Source organism: Vibrio panuliri (assembly GCF_009938205.1).
GTDB classification, from domain to species: Bacteria; Pseudomonadota; Gammaproteobacteria; order Enterobacterales; family Vibrionaceae; genus Vibrio; species Vibrio panuliri.
Map to the genome: position 1 here is coordinate 1,606,660 of NZ_AP019654.1, position 26,976 is coordinate 1,633,635.

Annotated in this window: 28 protein-coding genes and 1 pseudogene; 23 read left to right on the plus strand and 6 right to left on the minus strand. The window is 43.8% G+C overall.

What is annotated here, in order from left to right; all coding sequences use genetic code 11:
• The first annotated feature begins 2 nt into the window (after nucleotides 1-2).
• The 4 genes from GZK95_RS07295 to rmf all read left to right on the plus strand — a co-directional run bounded on the left by GZK95_RS07295 (nucleotide 3) and on the right by rmf (nucleotide 4,079).
• Nucleotides 3-245 carry a glutaredoxin family protein gene (locus GZK95_RS07295; protein WP_075709592.1) on the plus strand — a complete coding sequence of 81 codons (243 nt, stop codon included), beginning with the start codon at nucleotides 3-5 and terminating at the stop codon, nucleotides 243-245.
• On the plus strand, nucleotides 223-2,139 hold the full coding sequence (locus GZK95_RS07300; RefSeq protein ID WP_075715734.1) for an ABC transporter ATP-binding protein: 1,917 nt from the start codon (nucleotides 223-225) through the stop codon (nucleotides 2,137-2,139). Before GZK95_RS07295 ends, GZK95_RS07300 begins: the two co-directional genes overlap by 23 nt.
• A 7-nt stretch (nucleotides 2,140-2,146) precedes the next feature.
• Nucleotides 2,147-3,739, plus strand: a complete 1,593-nt coding sequence (locus GZK95_RS07305) for a DUF3466 family protein (RefSeq protein ID WP_075715735.1) — start codon at nucleotides 2,147-2,149, stop codon at nucleotides 3,737-3,739.
• Between the two features lie 166 nt (nucleotides 3,740-3,905).
• Nucleotides 3,906-4,079 carry a ribosome modulation factor gene (rmf, locus tag GZK95_RS07310; RefSeq protein ID WP_075715736.1) on the plus strand — a complete coding sequence of 58 codons (174 nt, stop codon included), beginning with the start codon at nucleotides 3,906-3,908 and terminating at the stop codon, nucleotides 4,077-4,079.
• A 132-nt stretch (nucleotides 4,080-4,211) separates the two neighbouring features.
• On the opposite strand, the gene fabA is transcribed toward rmf, so the two are convergent.
• Together fabA and GZK95_RS07320 are read right to left on the minus strand one after the other, a co-directional pair.
• Complete coding sequence (gene fabA / locus GZK95_RS07315) at nucleotides 4,212-4,730, minus strand: bifunctional 3-hydroxydecanoyl-ACP dehydratase/trans-2-decenoyl-ACP isomerase (RefSeq protein WP_075709588.1); 519 nt, start codon at nucleotides 4,728-4,730, stop codon at nucleotides 4,212-4,214.
• Between the two features lie 70 nt (nucleotides 4,731-4,800).
• The gene (locus tag GZK95_RS07320; RefSeq protein WP_075715737.1) at nucleotides 4,801-6,444 is read right to left on the minus strand and encodes a S16 family serine protease; all 1,644 of its coding nucleotides are present in this window, start codon (nucleotides 6,442-6,444) and stop codon (nucleotides 4,801-4,803) included.
• 192 nt (nucleotides 6,445-6,636) lie between these two features.
• Between GZK95_RS07320 and matP the strand changes: the two genes are divergently transcribed.
• The 3 genes and pseudogenes from matP to GZK95_RS07335 form a co-directional block, all read left to right on the plus strand.
• Nucleotides 6,637-7,086, plus strand: a complete 450-nt coding sequence (gene matP, locus GZK95_RS07325; RefSeq protein ID WP_075709586.1) for a macrodomain Ter protein MatP — start codon at nucleotides 6,637-6,639, stop codon at nucleotides 7,084-7,086.
• A 9-nt stretch (nucleotides 7,087-7,095) separates the two neighbouring features.
• Nucleotides 7,096-7,407 carry a DUF3634 family protein gene (locus GZK95_RS07330; RefSeq protein WP_075709585.1) on the plus strand — a complete coding sequence of 104 codons (312 nt, stop codon included), beginning with the start codon at nucleotides 7,096-7,098 and terminating at the stop codon, nucleotides 7,405-7,407.
• A gap of 569 nt (nucleotides 7,408-7,976) precedes the next feature.
• A pseudogene (locus tag GZK95_RS07335) lies at nucleotides 7,977-8,184 on the plus strand (DUF3693 domain-containing protein); the annotation flags it as partial.
• Nucleotides 8,185-8,360: 176 nt separating this feature from the next.
• Here the strand turns inward: GZK95_RS07335 and GZK95_RS07340 are convergent.
• Nucleotides 8,361-8,708, minus strand: coding sequence for a hypothetical protein (locus tag GZK95_RS07340; RefSeq protein WP_075715738.1), 348 nt, complete (start codon nucleotides 8,706-8,708; stop codon nucleotides 8,361-8,363).
• Nucleotides 8,709-8,967: 259 nt separating this feature from the next.
• Between GZK95_RS07340 and ccoN the strand changes: the two genes are divergently transcribed.
• The 11 genes from ccoN to ttcA all read left to right on the plus strand — a co-directional run bounded on the left by ccoN (nucleotide 8,968) and on the right by ttcA (nucleotide 19,063).
• The gene (ccoN, locus tag GZK95_RS07345; RefSeq protein WP_075709583.1) at nucleotides 8,968-10,395 is read left to right on the plus strand and encodes a cytochrome-c oxidase, cbb3-type subunit I; all 1,428 of its coding nucleotides are present in this window, start codon (nucleotides 8,968-8,970) and stop codon (nucleotides 10,393-10,395) included.
• A 12-nt stretch (nucleotides 10,396-10,407) separates the two neighbouring features.
• A complete protein-coding gene (gene ccoO / locus GZK95_RS07350; protein WP_075709582.1) occupies nucleotides 10,408-11,028 on the plus strand; it encodes a cytochrome-c oxidase, cbb3-type subunit II in 621 nt (206 codons plus the stop codon).
• Between the two features lie 10 nt (nucleotides 11,029-11,038).
• Nucleotides 11,039-11,212: a cbb3-type cytochrome oxidase subunit 3 gene (locus GZK95_RS07355; RefSeq protein ID WP_075709581.1), complete on the plus strand. Its 174-nt coding sequence runs from the start codon at nucleotides 11,039-11,041 to the stop codon at nucleotides 11,210-11,212.
• On the plus strand, nucleotides 11,212-12,189 hold the full coding sequence (gene ccoP, locus GZK95_RS07360) for a cytochrome-c oxidase, cbb3-type subunit III (protein WP_075709580.1): 978 nt from the start codon (nucleotides 11,212-11,214) through the stop codon (nucleotides 12,187-12,189). The genes GZK95_RS07355 and ccoP overlap by 1 nt, the downstream gene beginning before the upstream one ends.
• A 90-nt stretch (nucleotides 12,190-12,279) precedes the next feature.
• Nucleotides 12,280-12,759: a FixH family protein gene (locus tag GZK95_RS07365; protein ID WP_075715739.1), complete on the plus strand. Its 480-nt coding sequence runs from the start codon at nucleotides 12,280-12,282 to the stop codon at nucleotides 12,757-12,759.
• A gap of 7 nt (nucleotides 12,760-12,766) precedes the next feature.
• Complete coding sequence (locus tag GZK95_RS07370; RefSeq protein WP_075715740.1) at nucleotides 12,767-15,139, plus strand: heavy metal translocating P-type ATPase; 2,373 nt, start codon at nucleotides 12,767-12,769, stop codon at nucleotides 15,137-15,139.
• A gap of 3 nt (nucleotides 15,140-15,142) precedes the next feature.
• Nucleotides 15,143-15,304: a cbb3-type cytochrome oxidase assembly protein CcoS gene (gene ccoS / locus GZK95_RS07375; protein ID WP_075709577.1), complete on the plus strand. Its 162-nt coding sequence runs from the start codon at nucleotides 15,143-15,145 to the stop codon at nucleotides 15,302-15,304.
• On the plus strand, nucleotides 15,301-15,972 hold the full coding sequence (locus GZK95_RS07380; protein ID WP_075715741.1) for a sulfite exporter TauE/SafE family protein: 672 nt from the start codon (nucleotides 15,301-15,303) through the stop codon (nucleotides 15,970-15,972). The genes ccoS and GZK95_RS07380 overlap by 4 nt, the downstream gene beginning before the upstream one ends.
• Before the next feature lie 91 nt (nucleotides 15,973-16,063).
• Nucleotides 16,064-16,813 carry an FNR family transcription factor gene (locus tag GZK95_RS07385; RefSeq protein WP_075709575.1) on the plus strand — a complete coding sequence of 250 codons (750 nt, stop codon included), beginning with the start codon at nucleotides 16,064-16,066 and terminating at the stop codon, nucleotides 16,811-16,813.
• 187 nt (nucleotides 16,814-17,000) lie between these two features.
• Entirely contained in the window at nucleotides 17,001-17,948 is a 948-nt protein-coding gene (uspE, locus tag GZK95_RS07390) for a universal stress protein UspE (RefSeq protein ID WP_075715742.1), read from the plus strand.
• Between the two features lie 182 nt (nucleotides 17,949-18,130).
• Nucleotides 18,131-19,063: a tRNA 2-thiocytidine(32) synthetase TtcA gene (ttcA, locus tag GZK95_RS07395; protein WP_075709573.1), complete on the plus strand. Its 933-nt coding sequence runs from the start codon at nucleotides 18,131-18,133 to the stop codon at nucleotides 19,061-19,063.
• Between the two features lie 56 nt (nucleotides 19,064-19,119).
• Here the strand turns inward: ttcA and GZK95_RS07400 are convergent, their stop codons facing one another.
• The 3 genes from GZK95_RS07400 to GZK95_RS07410 are packed head-to-tail and all read right to left on the minus strand — an operon-like array spanning nucleotide 19,120 to nucleotide 21,396.
• Nucleotides 19,120-19,779: a DUF2987 domain-containing protein gene (locus GZK95_RS07400; protein WP_075715743.1), complete on the minus strand. Its 660-nt coding sequence runs from the start codon at nucleotides 19,777-19,779 to the stop codon at nucleotides 19,120-19,122.
• The gene (locus GZK95_RS07405) at nucleotides 19,779-20,606 is read right to left on the minus strand and encodes a glucosaminidase domain-containing protein (protein WP_075715744.1); all 828 of its coding nucleotides are present in this window, start codon (nucleotides 20,604-20,606) and stop codon (nucleotides 19,779-19,781) included. Before GZK95_RS07405 ends, GZK95_RS07400 begins: the two co-directional genes overlap by 1 nt.
• Nucleotides 20,599-21,396 carry a DUF2189 domain-containing protein gene (locus GZK95_RS07410; protein ID WP_075709570.1) on the minus strand — a complete coding sequence of 266 codons (798 nt, stop codon included), beginning with the start codon at nucleotides 21,394-21,396 and terminating at the stop codon, nucleotides 20,599-20,601. The genes GZK95_RS07405 and GZK95_RS07410 overlap by 8 nt, the downstream gene beginning before the upstream one ends.
• A 433-nt stretch (nucleotides 21,397-21,829) precedes the next feature.
• Here GZK95_RS07410 and potA point away from each other — a divergent pair, with 433 nt between their 5' ends.
• From potA to GZK95_RS07435, 5 genes are all read left to right on the plus strand, one after another.
• Complete coding sequence (gene potA, locus GZK95_RS07415) at nucleotides 21,830-22,960, plus strand: spermidine/putrescine ABC transporter ATP-binding protein PotA (RefSeq protein ID WP_075709674.1); 1,131 nt, start codon at nucleotides 21,830-21,832, stop codon at nucleotides 22,958-22,960.
• On the plus strand, nucleotides 22,941-23,801 hold the full coding sequence (gene potB, locus GZK95_RS07420; protein ID WP_075709569.1) for a spermidine/putrescine ABC transporter permease PotB: 861 nt from the start codon (nucleotides 22,941-22,943) through the stop codon (nucleotides 23,799-23,801). Before potA ends, potB begins: the two co-directional genes overlap by 20 nt.
• The gene (gene potC, locus GZK95_RS07425) at nucleotides 23,801-24,571 is read left to right on the plus strand and encodes a spermidine/putrescine ABC transporter permease PotC (protein WP_075709568.1); all 771 of its coding nucleotides are present in this window, start codon (nucleotides 23,801-23,803) and stop codon (nucleotides 24,569-24,571) included. The genes potB and potC overlap by 1 nt, the downstream gene beginning before the upstream one ends.
• Nucleotides 24,572-24,676: 105 nt before the next feature.
• Nucleotides 24,677-25,711: an extracellular solute-binding protein gene (locus GZK95_RS07430; protein WP_075709567.1), complete on the plus strand. Its 1,035-nt coding sequence runs from the start codon at nucleotides 24,677-24,679 to the stop codon at nucleotides 25,709-25,711.
• A gap of 184 nt (nucleotides 25,712-25,895) precedes the next feature.
• Entirely contained in the window at nucleotides 25,896-26,933 is a 1,038-nt protein-coding gene (locus GZK95_RS07435) for an extracellular solute-binding protein (protein ID WP_075709566.1), read from the plus strand.
• Nucleotides 26,934-26,976 lie beyond the last annotated feature (43 nt).

Genomic DNA, 26,976 nt, shown 5'->3' on the forward strand with positions numbered 1-26,976 from the left:
CATTGATTACCTTATATAGCACGGAAGGGTGCCATCTCTGCGAGATGGCACTGGCTTTGGCAACACAATTAGACATTTCACTCCCAATTGAAGTGGTCGATATCGCATTCGATGATGAGTTGTTTTCACGTTACGGGGTCACTATTCCCGTTCTCTCCTATGGTGAAAGTGAGCTCAATTGGCCATTTGAATTAGAGCAACTACAGATTTGGTTAGAGAATAATGGCATTACTTACCATAAATAACGGCCTACTAGGCTTTGGCGACCGTCCACTATTGGATAATGTGGACTTTGCGCTGCAAGAAAATGAACGTGTGTGTTTGGTTGGGCGTAATGGTGCGGGTAAGTCGACACTGATGAAAGTGTTGGCCGGTGAAGTCATTATGGACGACGGTAAGCTAACCGTTACCCAAGATGTCGTTATCTCGCGCCTTGAGCAAGATCCACCTCGCAATCAAGAGGGAACGGTATTCGATTATGTTTCCGCTGGATTGGCTGAAATAGGCGAGCAACTCAAGATCTATCAAGATCAGCTTGATCTGATTGCAAAAGACCCGAGTGAGAAAAACATCAACAAACTGGCTCGCATCCAAGAGCAGTTAGAACACTCAGGTGCATGGCGATTTGAAGACCGTATCCAAAACGTTTTAACCGCACTTAAATTGGATGGTCACACAAAGCTAACTGATTTATCAGGTGGCTGGCAGCGTAAGGCTGCGCTCGCACGCGCATTGGTTCGTGACCCAGACGTTCTGCTCCTTGACGAACCAACTAACCACTTGGATGTAACTACGATTGAGTGGTTGGAGAACTTCCTCAAAGACTTTCGTGGTTCAATTATCTTTATTTCTCACGACCGTGCATTTATTAAATCTATGGCGACTCGCATCGTTGACTTAGATCGCGGCAACCTGGCTTCATTTCCTGGGAACTACGATCAGTATCTGATTGATAAAGAGGAGATGCTGCGCGTAGAAGAAATGCAAAATGCTGAGTTTGACAAAAAACTTGCGCAGGAAGAGGTTTGGATTCGCCAGGGCATCAAAGCACGCCGTACCCGTAACGAAGGTCGTGTTCGTGCTTTGAAGAAACTTCGAGAAGAGCGTTCAGATCGCCGCGAAGTGCAAGGTAAAGCCAATATCCAAATCGATGATGCAAATCGCTCAGGTAAAATCATCTTTGAGGCGACTAACCTTAGCTTTGATATTGATGGTCAGCAAATTGTCTCCGATTTCACCTTCAACGTAATGCGTGGTGATCGTATCGCTCTGATCGGGCCTAACGGTTGTGGCAAGAGTACCTTGCTTAAGCTTCTGCTTGGTGACATTCAACCCACTCAAGGTCGTTTGCATTGCGGAACCAAGCTAGAGGTCGCGTACTTCGACCAATATAGAGAAGTGTTAGACCCAGAAAAGTCAGTGATTGACAATCTCGCGGATGGTAAACAAGAAGTGATGGTTAACGGTCGACAACGTCATGCGTTGAGCTATTTACAAGACTTTCTGTTCCCACCGCATCGCTCGCGCACACCAGTAAAAGCACTTTCAGGTGGTGAAAAGAACCGTCTGCTGCTAGCAAGAATATTCCTTCGTCCAAATAATTTATTGGTGCTTGATGAACCAACTAACGATTTAGATATCGAAACTTTGGAACTTTTAGAAGATTTGCTTGCCAACTATCAAGGTACGTTATTGCTTGTCAGCCACGATCGCCAGTTTGTTGATAATACCGTCGCAACCAGTTGGATCTTTGAAGGTGATGGCGTCATTGAGGAGTTCGTTGGTGGTTATCATGATGCGCAGCAACAGCGTGCTCAAGTAAAGCAATCTCGTGCGGTGGAAAAACCAGCAAAAGAGAAACCGGTAGTTGAGGCAAGTCTCAAAACTGTGCCAGCGAAAGGAAAGCCGAAGAAGTTATCCTATAAACTACAGCGCGAATTAGAGGAACTTCCTGTTAAATTGGAAGAACTTGAAACCGAAATTGAATCGCTGCAAGAGTTGGTAAACAGTGCTGATTTCTTCACCCAAGCCGTTGATAAAACTCAACCCGTATTAGATAAACTTTCTGCGGTAGAGCAGGAACTAGAAATTGCTTTCGAACGCTGGGAAGAGCTGGAAGCAATGCAACAGGAAAGTTAAGATTTTGATGAGAAGTAACCTATTTAAATTATCAGCCGTCGCAGCCACAATTTGTGCATCTTTTGCGGCCAACTCTGCTATCTATAATGTGGTGGATGTGTATCAACCCGTTGTTGATCAAAATGCGCGTACTTTTGGTGTAGCGATTCAACCGTCTGCACTAGGAGGAGCGACTTGCTGGACGACAGATTGTTCTTCAAGTGATTATCTGATTGCTTTTGAAGAGCAGTTAAACAACCAAGGGTTTTTATACCGAGATGAGTCGCCATTTCGACTATCCAATGGTTTTGATTACCTTGAAGATAATCTTGATGGTTTTGAACGATACTGCCGTGACTGGTTAGGTTATAACACAAACGCCTGTGATGAATGGGCGAAAGAGCAGTACACACAAGGTTTTGCCTTGGAAGGTCCAGCAAACAATAATTCCTATGCTTATATTGAGAGCTCCGCGACTAAGATCAATGCTGGTAAAAACAATGTTATTGTGAATAGTTTTGGAAGCACCCCAGCGAGCGATGCATTAGGAACTTACTATGGCGATAGTCTTCAAAATCGTTCGATTGCTTATAAGGGTACGACACCTTTAGCGAAAGGAAGTTATGATCAGACTAAAGCTTGGGCTGAGTTAGGCAATATTATTGTAGGTAGTGTAAGTGAGCAGCGCACTGACAATACCAATGATTATTTATCAAATGCGGCGATTTGGAACAACGGCACTTTGGTTGTGATAGCAAATCAAACAAACTCGCCAAATGATCGTCGTGTCCCACAAGGTAGTGCGCGAGATATTGCTTCGGTCACTGGTACTCCATATGCCGTCGGGTATACTTCAAATAACGAAAGTGAACGTATACCGGTCGCTTCAGTATTTAACCTTACCACGGCTTCAAGCCCTAGCGTTACGCGAATCACCGACTTTTCTGACGACGACAAGTACTTAAGCTCAGTACTAACGCACGTAAATAATAATGGTGTTGCGATTGGTGAAGCTAAAAACCGTAACCCACAACGTGCTTACGCAAATGCACTGTTCTATGTATCAAACGTGGCGAGCCCAAATAGCTACACCATGTTTAGTGGCGGCATCTTTTTTGATGGTGCCAATGGTAAAGCTGGCGCGATCAATAATTTCAATGAAGTGGTTGGCCAAATTGATTATGAAACCAAAGCGGAAGTTGGCGGAACCGAGCGTGCTAAGCGTGCGTTTGTTACTACGATTGGTGACAAATCAACATCACCATTGAAAGGACAGTCTCGTTACCTTGATGATCTAACGATGGGCACTGGTGCGTTGTCAAGTAATAACCAGTACCGCATTATCGATGCCACTGACATCAATGATGCGGGCGTGATTTCTGCAACAGCCCTTTACTGTGCTGGCGGTTATGATACCCAAGCGATCAACTCTACCTGTCAAGGCGGCACTCCGGGTACTGAAAAACTGCGAGCAGTCAAACTTGTACCGATTAACGGCGCTGATGCGAGTCAAATCCAACCGCGTGTTGTTGACTCAGAAACGATCGAGCGTGAGGGTGGTTCTGTTGGTTGGTTTGCACTTGGTCTGTTAACTCTGTTAGGTTTTAGACGCAAACAATAGACAAAATTGTAAACTAGGGCACGAGCTCACAAATTTGAGTTCGTGCCTTTTTTATTGCTTGTGAAAGGCGCACTTTTGTTCGATTCTTTAATTGTGGCTTCATAAAAACGCCACATTATTTTAATAGTAGTACTTAGACACAACCGTATTGTATGAGGACGACACTATGAAGAGACAAAAGCGTGACCACCTAGAACGTGCGCAATCTCAAGGTTATAAAGCAGGCTTAAATGGTCGTTCGACCGAGTCTTGCCCATATCAACAGATGGACGCTCGTTCGTATTGGCTTGGTGGTTGGCGTGATGCCAGAGAAGACAAAACATCTGGTTTATATAAGTAGTTAACTCTCTTCACATACAACGTAAGGAAATGAGCCCCGCAAGGGGCTTTATAATTACCATCTAGCGCACTATAACTAAAATGCTTGTATAAAAATAAACGACTCAATTGAGCCGCTTATCTAAACAAATCGTTAAAACGCTGAGGTGTCTTGGAAAAGACCCACTTTAAGATCTTTTGCTACATAGATTTCTTTACCATCAACGAGTACGCGACCGTCAGCCAAACCCATAACCAGTTTACGGTTTACTACGCGTTTCATATGGATTTCATAGGTGACTTTTTTCGCTGTTGGGAGAATTTGTCCAGTAAACTTCACTTCGCCCACACCCAAAGCGCGACCTTTACCTTTACCGCCAACCCAACCAAGGAAGAAACCGACTAACTGCCACATAGCATCTAAACCTAGACATCCTGGCATCACTGGGTCACCAGGGAAGTGACAGTCAAAAAACCACAAATCTGGAGTAATATCGAGCTCTGCTAAGATAAGACCTTTGCCGAAGTCACCTTCAGTTTCTGACATTTTTGTGATGCGGTCCATCATAAGCATATTAGGTGCAGGAAGTTGAGGGTATCCTTCACCAAACAGTTCACCTTGGCTAGATGCCAGTAAGTCTTCGCGATTGTATGATTCACGTTTATTTTGCATTATCAATTACTCCAATTTTTGATAGCTGCATATTAGAGAACACGTGTAAGCTAAACAACTCCGATCAGTGCTAGTTAAACCAGTTTCTAATACGCTCAATCCATGTTTCAGACTGTTCATGTCTCTCAAAGTTTTCAATACGTTGAGCGATTTTGCTGATGACACTTTCTTCGTCATCACCACGGAAAGGCTTACCCATAATGATCGGGATGGCTTGGTCAACGGTTTCTACCGACCAAATATGAAACTCATTGTTTTTAATGCTGTTTACAACATCTTTGTGCAACGCTAGATGCTTAAGATTCGTCTTTGGCAAGATCACGCCTTGGTTACCAGTAAAACCTTGGTGTTTACAGACATGATAGAAACCTTCGATTTTCTCGTTGAGTCCACCCACGGCTTGAACTCGGCCAAACTGATCAACAGCACCAGTGACCGCGATTTGCTGATTGATCGGATACTCAGACAATGCACTCACAAACGAACAGAGTTCGGCAAGTGTTGCGCTATCACCGTCAACTTCGCAGTAAGATTGCTCAAATACAACGGAAGCAGAGTAGGGTAAAGGCTCATCTAGATTAAGCGCACTCGCAACGAATGCCTGCATAATCATCATACCTTTAGCATGCAGGTTACCGCCTAATTCGGCCTTGCGTTCTACGTCCGAAATGTCACCATCACCGAAGTGAATGACACAAGAGATACGAGCTGGCTCACCATAAGATTGCGGGTGACCGGAAACATCAATAACAGTTAAGCCATTGACCTGACCAACACATTCCCCTTGAGTTTCAATGATCACTTGGCCATCGAGGATATCTGAACGAGCTCGTTCTGGCAGGTAGGCTTCACGGTAGTACTTAGCGTCAATAGCGGCATCAATGTCGAACTCTGTCAGTTCTTGACTGTTTGACGTCGATAACGACTCAAAGAAAATCGCTAGATACCACATAATATCGAGCGGCATGTAGCGTTGATCTTCGGTCAGTCTCGCGCCAGCTACCATTAGGCGATGAACAGCTTCGGGAGTAAGCGGAGGCAGCTGATTAGTTTGTAGCATCCAGTTGAGATGGCCTAAATAGGTCTCGATGCTTTGTTGTGACAGTGCGAGCTCAAGTTCCACTTCACTATAGAGTGCGAAGCCGTTGTATAAATCGGGTTCGAGATATTCAAGCTCTGCAATTTGATCGCGGTCGCCAACCAACAGCAATTTGCTTGATACTGGGTAAACGGGCTCTTCAACTGGCAGATTACGTGGATCGGCGTTAATCGCGGTGCCATTACCAGTGAGCAGCGCTGCTTTTAGCATCAACCAACTGGCAGGATTCGCCAATAGAGCATTGACCGGGATGATGATAAAACCGTTTTGGCACTTCTCGAGCAAGCCTTTGTTGCGTTGAGCAATGTTGCCTTCAATATCACAGCGGTAAGAGCCAAATAATGTTGCCATCGCAATTGACTCAGTAGAAAGAACAGGGTGCGATATTTTGCTTTTAACCACCTGAGCGATTTGCTCACGATAAAACGCATTGTCGGGCGCGTTGAGTACTAAAAGATGGTTAAATCCTTTTAGTGACGTGAATGTATCGATCGTTTGACTGAGTCGAGGTTGAGCAGAAGCAAAGTCAACGCACGGTAGTGTATTGATAGTATCGATATAGTTATCGTACTCATTGTATTGCGGTGTGACAGCTTGCCATTGTTCTTGGATCATCTAAAACATTCATTTATGCAAAAAGGTGACAAATTATATAGGAAAAGTCACTTGTCATATAGCGTAGATATTAAAACCTGAGTGATTTTGAACACTTGATAATCGATCTGAGTCGCTATTTCAGTGGTTGTTGATTGTGAAAAGGCGTGGTTTGGGTTACGCTGTCACCAGTAGACTAACGGGTGATATAAAATGAAATATCAGCAACTTGAAAACTTAGAATGCGGCTGGAAGTGGAAGTACCTTATCAAGAAATGGAAAGAGGGAGAGAAAATCACTCGCCATATTGATAGTAGCGAAGACAAAGTCGCGGTTGAGCAGCTTGTAAAACTTGAGCATGAGCCTACACGAGTGCTTGAGTGGATCGAAGAGAATATGTCGCTTGAACTCGACAATAAGCTAAAACAAGCGATACGAGCGAAACGTAAGCGTCACTTCAACGCGGAGCAGATCCATACTAAGAAGAAATCGATCGATCTCGATTATCGAGTATGGGAAAAACTGTCATATCGCGCTAACGAGTTAGGCTGCACGTTATCTGACGCGATCGAGTATCTGCTCTCAGAGGCATCTCGCAGTGAGAAAGCGTCTAAGACCGTATCAAGTTTGAAAGAAGATTTAAGTAAATTGTTATCTGATTAAGGAAGCAAGATGCTATATGTCATTATCATTGCAGCCCTTGTGATTTTTTGGCTGGTAGCCGTTGATCGGCCGGTGCTGAAAGTTGTTTTTAAACAAGGGCATATCGAGAAAATCAAAGGGCATTTCCCCAATAAGTTTCAACATAATGTTCAGGAAATTGGTGAACGCAATCCTTTTGATGGAGAGATGAAGGTCTACCAATTGCGTACTGGACCAAAGTTAGTGTTCTCCAAGCAAGTACCTAAAAAAGTTCAGCAACGCATTCGCAATGTCTTCCCACATCAAGGCTTTAGCTCAAAATCAGGCAAAAAAGCAGGGTAAAGACGAAGGATATAGAATCGCGCTCCTTAATAACATCATCGTTATGTTAAATAAGGGCGCGTTTTTTTGTATCTGCATCAAGCAGGTGTTCTCTGCTAGGTTGGTTAAAGCTGATTCACACCAAAAATGACCATGGTAGTGACCGCGTAACATTATCAAATTTTAATGCCCATCAGTAAATAACCTATAAGAATCAGTGTATAAGATATTCTATTGAACTTAGTCAAACCAGGAAAAAGACCAAACAAGACAAAAAAGAGCCAGTAAAATCTATGTGTAGATGTTCAATAGGATTTAGCTAAACCAAAGTTCTGAGCCTGTTGTTTACTGTGGCAGCGAAGTTGTGGTTGCGCAGACTAGAATGATCATTGACAAGATGACGCTACGAAATGTGGCAGCGCCAAAATAGCTTTAGCTTATTGAGAATGACAACAAGGGTTACATACAGATAGTTTCATGTCAGAAAACAAAAAGATAATGTTGCCGCCGGTAACCGAAAGAACTCTAATTCGAAAGAGCCATAAAGACACGCAAAATTAAACAAGCAGCCACAACTTAAACATATGCTAGTTAGAGAAGATAGAGAAAAGGCATTAATCGGTTTAGCGCTCGATAAATCTAAAACCTACGAAGGCCAACAAGCATGGGCAAAGCATTGCAAAAAAGTTTAATGGGCTTGGATTATCTGGAATATCAATGATTTGTGGCGGATTGGCGTTAGTGATTTCGAGCCCTGTAAAAGCATTATCACAGTGCGCATTATGTATATTATGTTAAATTAACTGTAAGCGAGCTTGAAATCTACGCTTGCTTAGCCCACTTTCCCCTTGGATTCGCTCAGAATGACTTAACATAATTGATTTACCATAAAATACTTAATAATCATATTTACTATCTATCGATATTAACTCTGATTATTAAGCGTTGCTAAATGGTCTATTTAGCAACGCAGTTTATTCAAAAGATAAAACGACGGAGATTGTTTGCTGCTGACTATTGGTCAGTAATAGCGTCAGCTTTGGATTAAAAGGTATTTGCCAAGCGTGTTGCTTTCCATCTTGTTTATCTATCTCTTGAATTCTCCATCCTGTTGCTTGTGTCTCTAGCAATAACATTTCGTCTGTTTTGGTCGCTTCAAATGTTGCGCCATTAACTTTAAAGCTACAAGTTTTTTGCCCTGTACAATCGATATTGATGTCACCTTGATACGTAAATGTGCGCCAGAAAAACGCCACAATTAGTAGTGTTAACATGATGATTATTTGAACAAAACGCCCTTTAGTGAGTTTTTGAGCTGCCATTTTGCTGTCTACTCCGTGTAACAAACTTCAAAGTTTTAAAATAAATGCCCAAATCCAGACCAAGAGTAAGGTTACTTCCCTGTCATTAAAATGTTAATTGAAGTATTATTTGGTGCTGAAAATGCCACTTTTATTAAAAATCGCTAAGAATATTTAACCTCACTCGTGAGTCAAGTATATCAAAGTCATTTTGGGTGGCATTACGACATGTGTCGTGTTGGAAGTAAAGTGTAGTAATTAGAATTGGAAGCATGCAAATATGAGCCAAGAAAAGCAGCTTGAACAAAACTACAACTATACCGTCGTTCGTCAATTTACTTTAGTGACTATCCTCTGGGGTATTGTCGGGATGGCAGTTGGTGTTTTGATCGCCGCTCAACTAGTATGGCCACAGTTAAACTTTGATACACCGTGGCTGACGTACAGTCGTTTACGTCCTCTGCATACTAATGCGGTTATTTTTGCGTTTGGTACCAGTGCTCTGTTCGCAACATCTTATTATGTTGTGCAGCGTACCTGTCAGACGCGTCTATTTGGTGGCCCTCTTGTCCCATTTACATTCTGGGGCTGGCAAGCAATTATCCTTGCCGCCGCGATTACTCTGCCTTTGGGTTATACCTCAGGTAAAGAGTACGCAGAATTAGAATGGCCTATCGATATCGCTATCGCTGTGGTTTGGGTGTCGTACGCGATAGTGTTCTTTGGAACCCTGATTAAACGTAACACGTCCCACATTTACGTAGCGAACTGGTTTTTCGGTGCATTTATTATCACCGTAGCCGTTCTGCACATCGTAAACAGTATGGCGATTCCTGTTAGTGCTGGTAAATCTTATTCGATTTATGCAGGAGCCGTGGATGCCATGGTTCAATGGTGGTACGGACACAATGCGGTAGGTTTCCTTTTGACTGCTGGTTTCCTAGGTATGATGTACTATTTCGTACCTAAGCAAGCCGAGCGCCCTGTTTACTCTTACCGTCTCTCTATCGTTCACTTTTGGGCGTTAGTTTCTTTATACATCTGGGCAGGCCCTCACCACTTACATTACACCGCGTTACCAGATTGGACTCAGTCTCTTGGTATGGTGATGTCTTTGGTTCTTTTCGCACCATCTTGGGGTGGCATGATCAACGGTATCATGACGCTATCTGGTGCATGGCATAAACTCCGTTATGACCCTATCCTGCGTTTCTTAATCGTATCCCTATCTTTCTACGGCATGTCGACTTTTGAAGGTCCTATGATGTCGATTAAGACGGTTAACGCACTCTCGCACTATACGGATTGGACGATCGGTCACGTTCACTCTGGTGCATTGGGTTGGGTAGCTATGGTTTCCATCGGTTCTGTTTATCACTTGATCCCTCGCCTATTTGGTCAAGAGCGCATGTACTCTGTTGGTATGATCAACGCTCACTTCTGGCTAGCAACTATCGGTACTGTACTTTACATCGTCGCGATGTGGATCTCTGGTGTAATGCAAGGCTTGATGTGGCGCGCGGTTAACTCAGACGGTACGTTAACGTACAGCTTTGTAGAATCTGTGCAAGCGTCTTACCCGTTCTATACCGTGCGTTTTATTGGTGGCTTTATTTTCTTAGCTGGTATGTTCCTAATGGCATATAACGCTTACAAGACCATCACAGCACCCAAGTATAGCTTGAAAGCTATCGAGCAACCGGCATAAGGAGATTTAAGAATGAGTTCAAATTCTAACAATCGCCATGAAGTTGTCGAACGTAATGTCGGTTTACTTGCGATTTTGATTGTATTCGCGATCAGTTTAGGCGCGCTTGTAGAAATCACACCACTGATTTTCCAAAAACAAACCACTGAGCCAGTTGAGAACTTGCGTGCTTATACTGCGCTTGAAATGGAAGGCCGTGACGTATACATCCGCGAAGGTTGTAACACTTGTCATAGCCAAATGATTCGTCCTTTCCGTTCTGAAACTGAACGCTATGGTCACTACTCTGTCGCGGGTGAAAGCGTTTGGGAACATCCATTCCTATGGGGTTCAAAACGTACTGGTCCAGATCTCGCTCGTGTGGGTGGTCGTTATTCCGATGAATGGCACCGTGTGCACTTGATTGACCCGCGTGAATTGGTACCAGAATCAAACATGCCTGGCTTCCCATGGCTAGCAGAAAACGTTTTAGATGGGAAAGATACTCAGAAGAAACTCCAACTGTTCCGTGATCAGTTTGGCGTTCCTTACACCGATGAGCAAATCGCAAATGCGGCTAAAGACGTAGAAGGTAAAACGGAGATGGATGCCATCATCGCTTACCTACAATCGCTTGGTCATGCAATGAAGTAAGGAGCATATTATGGATATCGGTACTATTCACAGTATTTGGACCATAGTGCTTTTCGTCAGCTTTATAGGTGTGGTTTGGTGGGCTTACGGAAAAAGTCGTAAAGCTCGCTTTGATGAAGCCGCTAACCTTGTTTTTGCTGATGAGGAGCAAACGCCCAAGAAAGATCAAGGAGTGACTAAATAATGACGACATTTTGGAGTCTTTGGATAATCATTATCACAGTCGGCACTTTGCTTGGCTGTGCAGCACTTCTTTACTGGTGCCTAAAAGATAAGATGGGCGTAGAAGAAGGTGCTGACATGGGACACGAGTACGATGGTATTCGTGAACTGAACAACCCTTTACCGAAATGGTGGACCTACCTATTCGTCGGTACATTTATATTTGCTGCGATTTACCTTGCTCTTTACCCAGGGCTAGGTAACTTCAAAGGCTTTCTAGGTTGGCAGAGTTCAAACCAAACGGTTCGTTCTTTGGCTGAATCTAAGGCAGCCATTGAAGGTGCGCAGGAAAATAAACAGCTCGATCAATATGCTAAAGAGCTTGATGACGCCGATGCGTACTTTGGTGAGGCGTTCCGTCGCCTTGCATACGTTGATGGTACGGAAGAGTTAAAGTCAATTCCTGACATTGCTCAAGACCCTGAAGCAATTAAAGTAGGCCAGCGTTTGTTCCTACAAAACTGTTCTCAGTGTCACGGCTCAGATGCGCGTGGTCAAACTGGCTTCCCTAACCTTGCGGACAATGCGTGGTTATATGGTGGTGAGCCACAGGCGATTGTAACGACGGTTATGCAAGGTCGTATCGGTCAAATGCCGGGTTGGCAAGCGGCTCTCGGTGAGCAAGGCGTGAAAGAAGTTGTTAGCTACACGCTGAGCCTTTCTGGACGTTCCGTGAATGCTAAAGAGGCAGAAGCAGGTAAAGCACGATTTGTTGTTTGTGCGGCCTGTCATGGTACAGATGGCAAGGGTAACCCTGCTGTTGGTGCTCCTGACCTAACTGATCAATACTGGCTATTTGGTGGCAGCCGTGCCGCTGTGACTGAAACCGTAATGAACGGTCGCTCAGGTGTGATGCCTGCGTGGAAAGACATATTGGGCGAAGATAAAGTTCAACTTGTTTCTGCGTATGTGTGGAGTTTAAGTAACTCAGAGAAATAGCAACGCCTTTAGTAACTCACAGCCCCTTTTCTAAGGGGCTGTCATTTCACTCGATTTTTCCTAACTTTATTTTCATTTGAGAACTTTTTTATGGTAAAGCCTTGGTATAAGCAGTTCTGGCCGTGGTTCCTTATTATCCTACCTCTCACCGTAGTGGTATGGACGATTATTACGGTGGTGATATTTTCCCAAAACTCCGTCTCTTTAGTCACTGAGGATTACTATAAAAAAGGGAAAGGAATTAACATCGATATTTCTAAGCTCAAAGTTGCTGAGCAACTAGAGCTAAAAGCCCGCGTACAATCGCAGGGTAACGATATTCTGATTCAGTTTGATAAAGGCAAAATGGAGCACTTCCCTGCACTCTCTGCGATGTTTGCCCATCGCACATTGCCTGATCAAGATTTTCATCGTCTAATCACATCAGATGCGTCCGGAAACTACCGTGTGGCATTGGATGAGTCACTGCAAGGACCGTGGTTTATTGAGCTAACTCCCCACGATAAGTCTTGGTTAATTCAAGGCCGTGTAAACTTTCCTTCTGAGTCAGCTACCGTATTAATGGAATAAAACGATTATGAGCAATACGTGTTATCACTGTGGTGAAGATGTACCAGTCAACACGAACTTTAAAGTAGAAATACTTGGCGAGATTCGCCAAATGTGCTGCCCGGGCTGTGAAACAGTGGCGCAAACCATCGTGGATAGCGGCCTTGTCTCCTATTATCAGTACCGTACTGCGCCAGCTGAGAAAGCGGATTTAGTACCAGAGCAACTTCAAGCTTTGATCCATTATGACAATCAAGAAGTTCAAAACGAGTTTGTGCGCAACAGCGATGAATTATCCGAGGTGACATTGTCACTAGATGGCATTTCTTGTGCTGCTTGTGCTTGGTTGATTGAAAAACAACTCTCACATACAGACGGTGTAGTACGCATTCGTGTCAACACCACTACCAATCGCGCACTTCTATCATGGAACAATACCAAAACTAAACTCAGCGAACTTCTGTCAGCAATCCATCAACTCGGTTATAAAGCCGCACCATTTGAAGCCGACCAACAAGAAGCCGACTATCATCGAGCAATGAAGCAATACCTCTACCGCCTCGGTATTGCAGGTTTAGCAACGATGCAAGTGATGATGCTCGCTGTTGCTCTCTACTTGGAAGTATTTGGTGACCTTGATGCGGAATTTAAGAACTATTTTCGCTGGGTAAGCCTGATTTTTGCTACGCCGGTCATGCTCTATTCTGCGTTACCTTTTTACGTGAACGCGTGGCGGAGCCTACGCAGCCGTACTCTAGGTATGGATGTTCCAGTCTCTATTGCGATGATCTTTGCCTATATCGCCAGCGTAGTTGCCACGGTGACAGAGCAAGGAGAAGTGTTCTTCGAGTCTATCTCGATGTTCGCTTTCTTTTTATTGGTTGGACGCTTCCTCGAGATGCGAGCAAGGCGCAAAGCTGCCGCTGCCAGTGGCAACTTGCTTAAACTAATACCTGCGATGGCGACGACAATCGAAGGCGAACAAGTACCAGTAAAAACACTGAGCGTCGGCGATAAGGTGCGAGTATTACCTGGCGAACATGTTCCAGCCGATGGCATCATTGTCGATGGTCGTGTTCATATTGATGAATCAATGTTGACCGGTGAATCTGTGCCTGTGGTTAAACAAATGGGTGATAAAGCGTTTGCCGGGACACTCAATGGCGAAGAAGCGTTTATTTTGGAAGTCAGTTCCTCTAAAGCGGATTCGATGATTTCCAATATTGTTCGCCTTCAAGATGAAGCACAGTTATCTAAGCCAAAAATCGCAGAGATTGCTGATGTAGTAGCCCGCTACTTTGTCGCGGCTATATTACTGATTGCAGCAGCAACTTGGTTCTATTGGCAGCAGAACCAACCAGAAGATGCATTTTGGATCATGCTAGCAGTACTTGTTGCAACCTGCCCTTGTGCATTGTCGCTGGCGACACCAACCGCATTAACCTGTGCCACTTCTCGTATGGGCAATTACGGCATCCTATTACGTAAAAGCCACGTGTTTGAGACGCTGTGTAAAGTGAACCATCTGATTGTCGATAAGACTGGCACCCTAACCCACGGCGACATCGTGATTAGTGATGTTTCGTTACAAGGTAACTTTGACCGGCAGCAGGTGTTGGCTTTGGCGGCGGCTTTAGAAGCTCACGCGAACCACCCACTCGCGCGAGCATTCCGTCCGTACTTAGACAACCAAATCAATGTTGAGCAAATTGAGAACATTATTGGCTCAGGTATTGTGGGGCGCTATCAAGGAAAACAACTTAAGATCGGCAGTGCGGGTTTTGTTCTGCCAACTCAAAGTCCCACAATGGCCAATGCTATCTACCTTTCGTTAGATGATAAGCTAATCGCGACATTTACTTACCAAGACCCCATCCGTAAAGAAGCGAAAGCATTTATCAAACAGTTTCAGCAGGCAGGCGTGCGCGTCACCCTATTAACGGGAGATTCTGTTGAGAATGCGCAACTGGTGGCCAAACAGATTGGCATCGAGGATGTCGTTGCCCAAGCCAAACCACAAGATAAACTCAACTACCTCAATAGCGGCGAATCAAATGATGTCACCATGATGATTGGTGATGGGATCAATGATGCTCCGACGCTGGCTGGAGCTCACCTTTCTGTTGCGATGGGCGGAGGCACAGACGTGGCTAAAGCATCCGCTGATATGGTACTGCTGGGTGACAATTTAGACAGAATTCTTAAAGCGCGTGAGCTAGCTCTTAAAACACGTAGAATAATTGCGGAAAACCTCGCTTGGTCGTTAGGCTATAACTTATTCATTTTGCCATTGGCGGTCGCAGGTCTTGTCGCGCCATATTTTGCCGTTGTTGGCATGTCGGCCAGTTCAATCATCGTGGTATCTAACTCGCTTAGACTACTCAAGGAACAAGGTAAGTAATCCATGGAAAGTCTCTATATTCTTATCCCGATCGCGATCGTCCTCGTCTGTGTGGCAGTGGCGATTTTTCTATGGGCGGTGAAAAGTGAGCAGTTCGAAGATCTGGAACGACAAGGTCATAATATCTTGTTTGATGAAGACGAGCGGGATAACAACAAAAAATGAACGCTGATTTTCTTGCTGCCTTCGTGATTGGTCTCGTGGGCGCTGGACATTGTGTGGGTATGTGTGGCGGCATTGCCTCTCTACTTACAATGGGACAGTCTCGCCCTTCTGCACTCATCCCTCTATTTTATAACCTCGGTCGCATTTTGAGTTACGCTTTAATCGGCGGTGTGATTGGTGGTGCAGTCTCAACTGTTGCAGACGTCGCAAATTTAAATCAAAGTTTCGCATGGCTGAGATTGGTTGCTGCACTGTTTATGGTTTTGCTGGCTTGCTACATTGCTAAGTGGTGGCAAGGTCTACTCGTGATTGAAAAAATGGGTCAGTCGATTTGGCAGTGGGTATCTCCGTTGGGCAAAAAACTCCTTCCGCTACAAAAGCCAGTTCATGCAGTACCATTTGGCTTCATTTGGGGATGGTTACCCTGTGGGCTTGTCTATTCAACGTTAACTTGGGCTGTGGTGTCGGGAAGTGCGGTAAATGGTGCAATGATTATGCTCTGTTTTGGCGCCGGAACACTCCCTGCTATGGTCGCAGTTGGGTATGGTTCCCAGTATTTACATAAATTGCAACAATCTCCTGTTTTTAGAAATATCGCAGCGCTGTTAATATTGGCTTACGGCATATTTACAGCCTATGGATCGATAAGATTACTGACTATAGGTTGATAGATTACTGTTTTTAAGCACCTTTTTTCACTACCTTTTATAATTTAGCGGTGGTAAAATATTGATGTATATCAAATAGTGAAAGGTTGTTATGATTTCTGAAAAGCCTGCAAAACGCATTCAGTCGGGTGGTTGTGCGATACATTGTCAAGATTGCAGCATTAGCCAGCTATGCATTCCATTTACGCTAAATGAGTCTGAGCTGGATCAACTTGACCAAATCATCGAACGCAAGAAACCAATCCAAAAAGGCCAAGAGCTATTTAAAGCTGGTGATGAACTAAAGTCACTCTATGCGATTCGTTCAGGCACGATTAAAAGCTACACGATCACAGAACAAGGTGACGAGCAAATCACTGCATTCCATCTAGCGGGCGATCTTGTCGGCTTTGACGCAATTACTGATGATAGCCACCCTAGTTTCGCCCAAGCGCTCGAAACCTCTATGGTGTGTGAAATCCCGTACGAGATTTTAGATGACCTTTCTGGAAAAATGCCTAAGTTACGTCAGCAAATCATGCGTTTGATGAGTAACGAAATTAAAGGCGATCAGGAAATGATCTTGTTGTTGTCGAAGAAAAACGCCGAGGAACGTCTGGCAGCTTTTTTATACAACCTTTCTACCCGTTTCTCTCAACGAGGCTTTAGTCCGCGTGAGTTCCGCTTAACCATGACTCGTGGTGATATCGGCAATTATCTTGGACTGACCGTGGAAACAATCAGCCGTCTTCTTGGCCGTTTCCAAAAGTCTGAAATTCTAAGCGTTAAAGGCAAGTACATCACCATTATCGATCATGACGCATTGATGCAACTGGCTGGTGTTTCAACAGAATCTCAATAACTTCAATGATGTAGCTCTTTGATGAGCTACATCATACTTTCCCCTTCTTTCCCTCATTTTTTGCTAAAAAAACTCCTCGAACTGCGCTAAAGTGAAGTATACCCAAGTATTTTTAAAACAATTGGGTAGATGTCGGCCCGGTTGACTTATTTTAATTTTAAGTCTCCTCTTCACTAAGGAGTTAACAATGAGTATTTATAATAACATCCTTGTAGTCGCCAATATTAATAGCGACGAGCAACCTGCCCTTGCACGTGCTATGCAATTAGCTGCCAAAAGTCGCTCTCGTAGCCACATCACGTTTTTTCTTTCTATTTATGACTTCTCCTATGATATGACCTCTATGCTTTCCATCGATGAAAGAAATGCCATGCGTAAAGGTGTCATTCATCAACGTGAACAGTGGATGCGTTCAGTAGCAGAACCCTATATTAATGATTCAATTGATTTCGATGTTATCGTGGTATGGCATAACCGTCCTTACGAAGCGATCATTGCTCAGGTTTACGCTGGAGAACACGATATTGTCATTAAGGGAACGCGTAAACATGATGTGTTAGAGTCAGTCATCTTCACTCCGACTGATTGGCACTTGCTACGCAAATGCCCTGCTCCTGTGCTGTTGGTTAAAAACTCAGAATGGCCTGAGAATGCAAGCATATTGGCGTCTGTACATGTGGGTTCAGAAAATGAGACTCACCAAACCTTGAACGACTTAATGGTTGATCAATTAAATAGTTTGTCAGAAAGACTTGGCGCAAAACCTTATTTGGTTAACGCCTATCCTGTTACTCCGGCAAACATTACCATTGAACTGCCAGAGTTTGACCCAACGACCTACACGGATGCTGTTCGTGGTCACCACTTAACGGCGATGAAAGCATTGCGTCAGAAGCATGGTTACGATGAAGAACAGACGATTGTAGAGCAAGGCCTACCAGAGGACATTATTCCGGAGTCAGCTGAGAAGTTGAATTCGGCGATGGTGATCATCGGGACTTCTGGGCGTACTGGTCTTTCTGCTGTCTTTATTGGTAATACCGCAGAACATGTTATCGATAAGATTAACTGTGATGTCATGGCACTTAAGCCAGAGGGCTACATTAGTCCGTTAGACCCATCGACGGCCATCTAGGCGATCAAACACTCTTAACCGATCCCCTCTATGTTTAGAGGGGATTTTTCTTTGTGCGCTATCGAAAGCACTAGCATCTGCAAGATTTATCCGTATCATACGCCGTTCGAACTTTTCTTAAGGCCGTAATGTCTTTAGATGGGTATCGATGTGTTTAAGATAACAGATAAGACTGCGAACTAATGACAGAGCAAACTCAAGAGCTAAGCAAAGCTCAACAATATAATTTCAACAAACTTCAAAAGCGTATCCGCCGCAATACCGGCCAAGCGATTCAAGACTTCAATATGATTGAAGATGGTGATCGTATTATGGTTTGTCTATCAGGTGGTAAAGACAGCTTTACTATGTTGGATATACTGATGAGCCTGCAAAAGAGCGCGCCTATCTCATTCTCTCTTGTGGCTGTAAACCTTGACCAAAAACAACCTGGGTTTCCAGGGCACATTCTGCCTGAGTACCTAGAGTCAATTGGCGTCGAGTACAAAATTGTCGAAGAAGATACTTATTCAATCGTTCAAGATAAGATCCCTGAAGGTAAAACGACTTGCTCACTTTGTTCGCGTCTGCGTCGTGGTATTTTATACCGTACCGCGAAAGAACTTGGTGCAACTAAGATTGCCCTCGGTCACCATCGTGATGACATTTTAGAAACACTGTTCTTAAACATGTTCCATGGCGGCAAAATGAAAGGCATGCCACCGAAACTAGTATCGGACAACGGTGAACATGTTGTTATTCGCCCGCTTGCTTACTGCCGCGAAAAAGACATCATCAAATACGCAGATATGCGTGAGTACCCGATTATCCCTTGTAATCTATGTGGCTCTCAGCCAAACCTACAACGTCAAAATATTAAGCAAATGCTTAATGAGTGGGATAAGCGTTTCCCTGGCCGTATTGAAAGCATGTTCCGTGCGATGCAAAACGTGGTACCAAGTCACTTGGCAGACTACGAACTGTTCGATTTTAAATCGATTAATCGCGATTCAGGTGTGATTAACGGTGGCGATATCGGTTTTGACAAAGAAGAGTTACCAACACAAAACTTCGTTGATGAAGATGTTGTGCAAGAGTTCGACCCGAGTTTGAAGCTTGATGTAACAAACATCTAAGTTCTGCACTCGAACGGGTATTGAAAAGGTCGCTTTAGCGACCTTTTTAGTTTTGATTACTTAGCCTTAGGTAGATACGGCAACACTCTTGCTGTGGGTTGCGGAAGCGTAATAAAGCCGCCCTCACCAATCTCACTCAGTGCAATTTGTACTTTACCATCAATAATCTCTTTTTCGCTTCCGTTAGAAAATGTCACCACTGAACTTAGATTATCAGCAAATTCTAACGTCACACCCTCGACATCCGGTGTAAACCAACTCGCAAACATTCCTCCAAGCTCTTCAAGGATTGATTGCATTTGCGGCATTAGTGATTCTATCTCTTGGTAACTCACTTGGCCTGATAACGGTTGCTTGGTCATTACAACCATAGAAAAGTCGCAGCGTTGATCTTGAGGCGTATCAACAAAAACAAGGGGATTGGCGGATCTCAGGTTGTCATCTAGCGGGACAAGCACCTCTTGATACGGTGAGATACTTAGCTCTTCATAATGTTCCTCTTTCTCCATCCATGCTTTTTCGATTTTGCACAGTTTTTTTGTATCGGCATTGAGAAAGAAAAAGCCGACTTTTACATCTTCATGTCCTTCATTGGCATTCTGCTTCATATGCGTGAATAGCTTTGAATAGGTGAACATGTATTCTTGGGCATAACTAGGTAAAGAAACAGCGCTTAAAAGCGCTGTTGTCATCAGTGTGAGCGTAGTTTTTTTCATCAATTCATTTGATCGTTATAATTTGTCCAGTACTTATCATTATGTCTGATCATGGCTTGTAAGTCCTTGACGTACGCCTCACCTCGCTCAGAATACTTTAGTAGACCGTTAGTAAGCGCGATCGCTGCCTGTGGGCCAATCAGGCTTTGGTCCGAGTTTTGTCTCGCAAAGCGAATCTCACGTAAATCATAATAGGCGTTGTTGCGGTTAACGTTCATAAAGTAACGGTGGATAGATTCTTGTACCGATTCAAACTTAGCGACTTCATGAAATGACCCAGAGTTACGCTGTAACGGAACCATGCCGCAACCTTTGGTGTAGCACCATTGACCGAAATAGTTGTTACCTTGTTTGGCAAATCTCGATGTGCCCCAGGCGGACTCGTTCGCGGCTTGGGTCATCACTAACGCCTCAGGTAGCACGTTGACGCGATGAAGCATTTTATCAAGCCAAGCCTCATTAACGCCTTCTGTCGTCAACTCAACCGCATACAACTTACTTAAACGCTTAGCATAACTCGAGTCTTCACCCGTCAAACGCCCTTGTGTAAAGTTGTTTTGGATGCGAATTAACCGTGCCCGCTCTTTTTGCACGCGTTGATTCTCAAGCTCTACTCCGGGACGTAAATAGTCAAAGAATGCTTGCTTCTTCTCATTCACATCATCAATTTGACCGAAGTCTGGCGCTGCACCCACAGCACTACCGATAAAAGTAATTCGATCTGTCTCTACCTGCTCTTCTTCTTTTGGTTGAAACTCATATTGATAAAAACCAAAAACAGCCACGATGGTTGTGGCTGCTAGGGCGAAAAATTCATTTTTACGCATCAAACACCTGCGGGTTGTGGTCATCGTCATCTTTCGGTCGCTCGGTCGCGACGATTTTCAGTTTAATACCGAACATATTGCGGTAAATAATCCCTTTAACATGGAAGAAGAATGGCAACACAAAGATCAAACCAATTCCATAAAACATTGCGCCAGCAATGAACATCAGCATAACCATGATATAGATGCCTGAAAGTACGATGATCTTCTTGTTCACGGCACGCAAAGACAACAGCAGTGATTGCATCGGCGGTACTTGTTTTTCACATATCAGCAAAATGGAGTTGCTGAACGCCAGTGACAAGTACATTGATAGAAACGGTAGTATCATCCCTGCAACGCCTTGTAGCATCAGGCTAAACAGTGTTGCCAAAATAACTGGGATAGTGAACTGTAAACCCTTCGCAATATGACGAGGCTTGGTAGTCAGCCCAGCAGAGTGGCTCATTGCCATCAAACAGATACCGGCATAAATTGGCGCACTGATTACTTCGTAGCTGAAGTTGGCGATATAAATTGCTTGTACAATTGAAGGACTAAATGCTTCAGGGTTGGTGACTGCATCAAAAATTACGGCTGGGTCACCGAGCTGTAACTTAAGCGCAATGTAGAACACACCGAACTGAACAATTAAAAGCATCACAATGGCTGGAGAGAAGGATAAGAAGTTCTTGACCGTTTGAGCCCATGCTTCTTTAAATACGTCCCCTGCTTTTAACTCGTAATTCCCGGAGATTGCGCGTTCAACACTTCCACCTAAGTTAAAGTCTTTTTCAATATCATTACTCATTATTTAATCCGGTTGAATTTACGTTTACTCGTGTCTGTCATCACGGGGTTAAAAGTACCGTGAAAAGACCGTGATAAGCAATCCTAACGCTGTAAGCAAAAATTGCGATTTCACGCATTATAACCAAAGCAAATTGACTCACATATCGTTTATACGTCTCACTCTTGCTTTCTGGACTGTTTGGTTGATAATTAACCGACATAGCCTTAAATCATCAAGTGTTTACAGTGAATTACGTATTTTCTTTTTACCTACGGCTAAAACAGCAAGCGCTATAAAAACAGTATGGTAAACAATGTTTACTTTTACCTGTAAATTTTTTTCGATGTTGAAGAAAGAAAATGCTTTGATTTCACACTATTGGTGATTATGATGCGCGCCTCTATTTGTGTAACTACGGGTCATAAACGATTTTGCAGTAAGTATGACCAATGTGGGAGAAAAACAGACGTTGAATAAACAAACAGCAGAGCAACCAGTTATCCGTTTGACTGGGATTAGTAAGAGTTTCGATGGTAAGGAAATCATCGGTAATCTTAACCTTGATGTGAACCACGGTGAATTTTTAACAATTCTAGGTCCATCAGGTTGTGGTAAAACCACCGTTCTAAGGATGATTGCAGGTTTTGAAACCGCAGATAATGGTAGCATTATCCTCGACGGTCAAAACGTCACTCAGGTTCCTGCTGAGCAGCGCCATGTAAATACCGTATTTCAGAGTTACGCACTCTTCCCTCATATGACCGTTTTCGAAAACGTGGCATTCGGTTTGCGCATGCAAAAAGTTGCTGAGGCGGAAATTGAACCGCGCGTAATGGAAGCCCTTCGTATGGTTCGCCTTGAGAAAATGGCTCAGCGTAAACCACATCAGCTTTCAGGCGGTCAACAGCAACGTATCGCGATCGCGCGCGCCGTTGTGAACAAACCAAAAGTATTGCTGCTTGACGAGTCGCTGTCTGCTCTTGATTACAAACTGCGTAAGCAGATGCAAATTGAGCTTAAGCAACTACAACGCCAACTAGGTATCACTTTTATCTTCGTAACTCACGACCAAGAAGAAGCCCTTTCTATGTCTGACCGCATCATTGTTATGCGTGACGGTGTGATTGAGCAAGATGGTTCGCCACGTGAAATTTACGAAGAGCCTAAAAACCTATTTGTTGCTCGTTTTATCGGTGAGATCAACGTATTCAACACCACGATGCTAGAGCGCATCGATGAGAAGCGTATTCGCGCGGAAATTGAAGGTGTTGAGTCAGTGGTGTACTACGAAAACGAAGCCAACCCTGGTGATAAACTACAAGTACTACTTCGCCCAGAAGATTTGCGAATCGAAGAGATCAAAGAATCTGAGCAACGCGGCATCGTAGGTCATGTAACTGAGCGTACCTACAAAGGTATGACCCTAGATTCTGTTATCCAACTGGAATCTGGCATGCGAGTTATGGTGAGCGAGTTCTTCAATGAAGACGATCCTGATGTTGACCACTCTCTAGGGCAAAAAGTTGCTGTTACTTGGGTTGAAAGCTGGGAGGTTGTACTAAATGATCACCAAGAAGTTTAATCTTCAGAACGCTATTATTGCTCTAATCGTTGGTTGGTTAACACTATTTGTGCTTATACCAAACCTAATGATCATTGGAACTAGCTTTCTGACTCGTGACGAAGCCAATCTTATCGAAATGACATTCACTTTCGATAACTACTTCCGTTTAATGGATCCTCTGTACGCAAAAGTGCTAATGCACTCTTTCTACATGGCGATCGTTGCGACAGTACTGTGTTTAATCATTGGTTATCCATTCGCTTATATCGTGGCGAAAATGCCTGAGAAATGGCGTCCGTTCATGTTGTTCCTAGTGATTGTGCCATTTTGGACTAACTCACTAATCCGTACTTACGGTTTAAAAATCGTATTGGGTACTCAAGGCATCTTGAACAAGTCTTTAATGGCAATGGAAATCATCGATAAGCCTCTGCGTCTTATGTACACCGAGACAGCAGTTATGATTGGTTTGGTTTACATTCTGCTGCCTTTCATGATTCTGCCTCTATACAGTGCAATTGAGAAACTAGACGGTACCTACATCGAAGCGGCGAAAGATCTTGGCGCGAACAAGTTCCAAACCTTTACGCGTGTAATTCTACCTTTGACCACACCAGGTATTATCGGTGGTTGTCTATTGGTGCTTCTTCCTGCGCTAGGTATGTTCTACATTTCAGACCTTTTAGGCGGCGCGAAGAACCTACTGATTGGTAACGTAATCAAGAGCCAAGTGCTCAACGCTCGAGACTGGCCATTCGGTGCGGCAACCAGTATTGCCCTCACCTTCGCGATGGCAGTGATGCTATATGCTTACTATAGAGCGGGTAAACTATTGAACAAAAAAGTGGAGCTAGACTAATGGGACGTGCAGTTAGATTTAGCTTTATGACGCTTGTGTATGCGTTTCTTTACCTTCCGATTGTCGTGCTGATTGTTAACTCATTTAACGACAACCGCTTTGGTATGAAATGGGGTGGCTTTACCACCAAATGGTACGAAACGCTGATCAATAATGACAGCTTAATGCAAGCGGCTTGGCACTCGTTAAACGTCGCGGTGTTTTCCGCGACAGCTGCTACAATTATCGGTAGCTTAACAGCAGTTGCCCTATTCCGTTACTCATTCAAGGGTAAGGGCCTAGTGAACGGTATGCTTTTCGTGGTTATGATGTCGCCGGATATCGTAATGGCGATTTCACTACTGGCGCTATTCCTAGTAATGGGTGCACAGCTTGGATTCTTCACTCTTTTGGTGGCACACATCACTTTCTGTCTGCCATTTGTAGTGGTTTCTGTATACAGCCGTTTAAATGGTTTCGATGTGAAAATGTTGGAAGCGGCAAAAGACCTTGGTGCAAGCGAATGGGTGATTCTAAAACAGATCATTCTTCCTCTGGCAAAGCCAGCGGTTGCGGCAGGTTGGTTGCTAAGCTTCACGTTGTCTCTGGATGACGTAATCATCAGTTCATTTGTAACTGGTCCAACGTATGAAATTTTGCCGTTGAAAATCTATTCAATGGTTAAAGTGGGCATCTCTCCTGAGGTTAATGCCCTTGCGACAGTCATGTTGATTATTTCTTTAGCTCTTGTAGTTACTTCACAGTTGCTAGCAAGAGAGAAAGTGAAGTAGAATCGCGGACTTTTCACGAAACAGAATGGCTATGCCATTCTGTTTTTCTATAAATCGCTCAGATATTGGTATTCTGAGCAACGTTTGGTTTGGAGACTAACGTCGATGAAAAAATGGGCTACTCTATTAGCTGGTAGTGCATGTGCGCTTTCTCTGTTCTCTGGTGCAGTGGCAGCGGACGAAAACAAAGAATTGGTATTTATGAACTGGGGTCCTTACATTAACAGTAATATCCTAGAGCAATTTACCGAAGAAACAGGCATCAAGGTAATTTATTCTACTTACGAGTCGAATGAAACTTTGTATGCAAAGCTAAAGACTCATAACCAAGGTTACGATCTTGTCGTACCTTCTACGTACTTCGTTGCGAAGATGCGTGATGAAGGTATGCTACAGAAGATTGATAAGTCTAAACTGACTAACTTCAAGAATCTGGATCCAAACTACCTAGACAAACCTTTTGATCCAAACAACGACTACTCTATTCCACACGTAGTCGCGATTACTGGTCTTGCGGTTAACACTGACATGTACGATCCAAATGACTTCCAAAGCTGGGCTGACCTATGGAAACCTGAGCTTGAAGGTCAAGTAATGCTAATGGACGATACTCGTGAAGTATTCCACATTGCACTACGTAAGTTAGGTTACTCTGGTAACTCTACGGATCCTAAACAAATCGACGAAGCTTATGCTGAGCTGCAAAAGCTAATGCCAAACGTTCTACTATTTAACTCTGACAACCCAGGTGCACCGTACATGTCTGGTGAAGTTGGTGTTGGTATGCTTTGGAACGGTTCTGCTGCGGCAGCGCAAAAAGAAGGCCTTCCACTTAAACTGGTATTCCCTAAAGAAGGCGGTATCGGTTGGGTAGATAACTTTGCTATCTCTTCAGGCGCGAAAAACGTAGAAGCGGCACATAAGATGATCGACTTCCTACTACGCCCAGAAATTGCTGAGCAAATCTCAGGTGATACTGGTTACCTGACAGCAGTGAAAGCATCTAACGACAAGTTCCAAGATGTTGCGCCACTGTTCCCATCTCAAGAAGACCTTGACCGCGTTGAGTGGCAAGACTCTGTTGGTGATCTAACCGTTAAATACGAAGATTACTTCCTAAAGCTTAAAGCAGGTCAATAATCCGCTTGATAAGCATCAAAAAAGGCAGCATTGGCTGCCTTTTTTATTTTTGTACTGATATAATCGCGTGCCGCTAGGTTGTTAATAATCTAGTAACATACACTTTTATACTTTTATATGCTGACTCAGAGGATATTATCAGGATTGGTAATGTGCTGAATTAGTGAGATAAAACGGAAATATAATGAAAAGTAAATTCTATGCAGGCGCACTTTGCGCAGCTAGCCTATTCGCCTCTTCAGCGATGGCTGCTGATCAAGAACTTTATTTCTACAACTGGTCGGAATACATCCCGAACGAAGTTCTTGAAGACTTTACAAAAGAAACTGGTATCAAAGTTTACTACTCAACGTACGAATCAAATGAGAGCATGTACGCGAAGTTAAAAACACAAGGTACTGGTTACGATTTGGTAGTACCGTCTACTTACTTTGTATCTAAGATGCGCAAAGAAGGCATGCTGCAACAAATTGATAAGTCGAAATTGTCACACTTTGCTGATCTGGATCCAAACTACCTAAACAAGCCTTTTGATCCAAACAATAACTTCTCTATCCCATACATCTGGGGTGCGACAGGTATTGGTATCAACTCAGAAATGCTACCTAAAGATACAGTGAAAAACTGGTCAGATTTTTGGGATAGCAAGTGGGCTGGTCAGTTAATGTTGATGGATGACTCTCGTGAAGTATTCCACATCGCACTGACAAAACTAGGTTACTCACCAAACACCACTAACCCTGATGAAATTAAAGCGGCGTATGAAGAGCTGAAAAAACTAATGCCAAATGTATTAGTCTTCAACTCAGACTTCCCTGCAAACCCATACTTAGCGGGTGAAGTTTCTCTTGGCATGCTTTGGAACGGTTCTGCATACATGGCTCGCCAAGAAGGTGCTCAAATCGATATCATCTGGCCTGAAAAAGGCGCGATCTTCTGGATGGACAGCCTAGCAATTCCAGCTGGTGCGAAGAACGTAGAAGCGGCTCACGAGATGATCGACTTCCTACTACGCCCAGAAAACGCAGCTAAGATCGCTCTTGAGATTGGCTACCCAACTCCAGTGAAGACTGCGTTGGAATTGCTTCCAAAAGAGTTTGCTAACGACACAAACATCTTCCCTCCACAGGAAGTGATGGATAGCGGTGAATGGCAAGATGAAGTTGGTGAAGCCAGTGTGCTTTACGACGAGTACTTCCAAAAGCTAAAAGTTGATAACTAATCGTATCAACGTTGACAAAAAAGCGGCTAAATAGCCGCTTTTT